Source organism: Desulfovibrio sp. 1188_IL3213 (assembly GCF_036763145.1).
Lineage (GTDB): Bacteria > Desulfobacterota > Desulfovibrionia > Desulfovibrionales > Desulfovibrionaceae > Desulfovibrio.
This window is the reverse complement of sequence record NZ_JBAIYR010000516.1, coordinates 1-1,452: the sequence shown is the minus strand read 5'-3', so window position 1 is coordinate 1,452 and position 1,452 is coordinate 1. Positions and strand designations below refer to the sequence as shown.

Annotated in this window: 1 protein-coding gene and 1 pseudogene; both read right to left on the bottom strand. The window is 61.5% G+C overall.

All coding sequences use genetic code 11. From position 1 onward, the window contains the following. Positions 1 to 289, bottom strand: a 289-nt coding sequence (locus V6C16_RS13200; protein ID WP_333543429.1) for an FmdB family zinc ribbon protein, incomplete at its 3' end; no start/stop codon positions are given. 895 nt (positions 290 to 1,184) lie between these two features. Then, a pseudogene (locus V6C16_RS13195) lies at positions 1,185 to 1,452 on the bottom strand (hypothetical protein); the annotation flags it as partial.

Sequence of the window (1,452 nt, the reverse complement as noted above, 5' to 3'; positions counted from 1 at the left end):
GTGCAGGTGCGGCAGGCGTGGCAGGTGTGGCCGGGGCAGCCGCGGCTTCTGAAGACGGGGCAGAGGAAGACGCTTCGGAAGACCCGCCTTCTTCTTTTATGCCCTTGCGATAGCCGTAGTCGTCAACGTACCAGCCGCCCCCCTTGAGCACAAAGGATGTCTGCGACATTATGCGCGGAGAGGCCGCGCCGCACTTGGGGCAAGGCTCTTCGCCCTGATCCGAGGGAGTCTTTACCCACTCCTCAAACCTGTGCCGACACTTGGAACACTGATATTCGTAAATAGGCATGATCACACTAGCGCAGATTGATTTTGATGGTTACAGCGGCAGCCCCCGCAGACGCATGGCATATGAGCGCCCAGCGCGTTCGGGGCGGCATTGACGAAGCGTACCCACTTCACCAAAGAGCGTCCGCCGCAAAGCGCGCCCGCGACAAAGCCCGCACCGTTCAGCGGGTGCTGCTTTTCTATGCGGCGCCGGAGCATTTATGCATCTGCAGCAACAAATGTTCTTCCGGCGAAAAGCGCCTGACAGAAAAACCCGGCCCGCCACTGCGGCAAAACTGCCGCGCCCCGGGCATTCCGGGCAGGCATTCCGGGCAGGCCCCGCGCGCAACAGAGCAAGCGCATGCGGCAATGTCTCTGGGCAATGCGCATGCAAAAAGACTGCCGGAAGCGATCCCGGCCAGTCTCGACTTGCCTACGTTGCAAGAGGGCTGCATGAGAGCAGCCCCCGGCAGGCCCAAGGGGCCTGAAAAAAACCGGCGCGCCTTCTTACCGTTCAGCAGTGCAACAGCCGCACAAAGACGGAGCTTTGCGGAATGCCGGAAAAGTCCCGGCAACGCGCCTGAAGCGGCGCACCCGGCCTTTCCCCTGACCCCGCTGAACGAAAAAAACGTTTTACGGCAGCCGGCTATCCAGAAACAGTTACGCCTTGGCAGCAGCCTTGGCTTCACGCACGCGCTGCTTGAGGCGCTCTGCGCGGCGATGACGGCGACGGTCCAGTTCTTTCTTACGTTCGATTTTCTTATGAGCCATAATTCCCTCCGGGGTAAGCCCCATTGATATAAAGTGGGTATTCATAGGCCCTTTTGGGCGCAAAGTCCAGTGCCGCGTAATGGGGGGAGCGGCGCGCAGGGCGAAAAAACACGCAGGCGTTTCGGCTGCGCCATATCACGGACCTGCTACCGTCCGGGCAACACGGCCGATCTGTCAAAAAAACCGCTGACGCCCTGCCCGACCAGCAGTTCACAATCCGCAAAACCGTGCGCTTCCAGAATGCGGCGTACGGTCCCCTCAAGACCTTCAGGCAGAAACTGTGCCTGCAATACCGGCTGCGGGGCCAGGCGCAGACGAAAATCTCCCAGCGCGCAGTCCGCCCGCTGCTCCGGGGCATCGCCGCTACCTTTCCCCTGACACCCCGGGGCAGCACCCCCCTCGCCAGCACCCCAG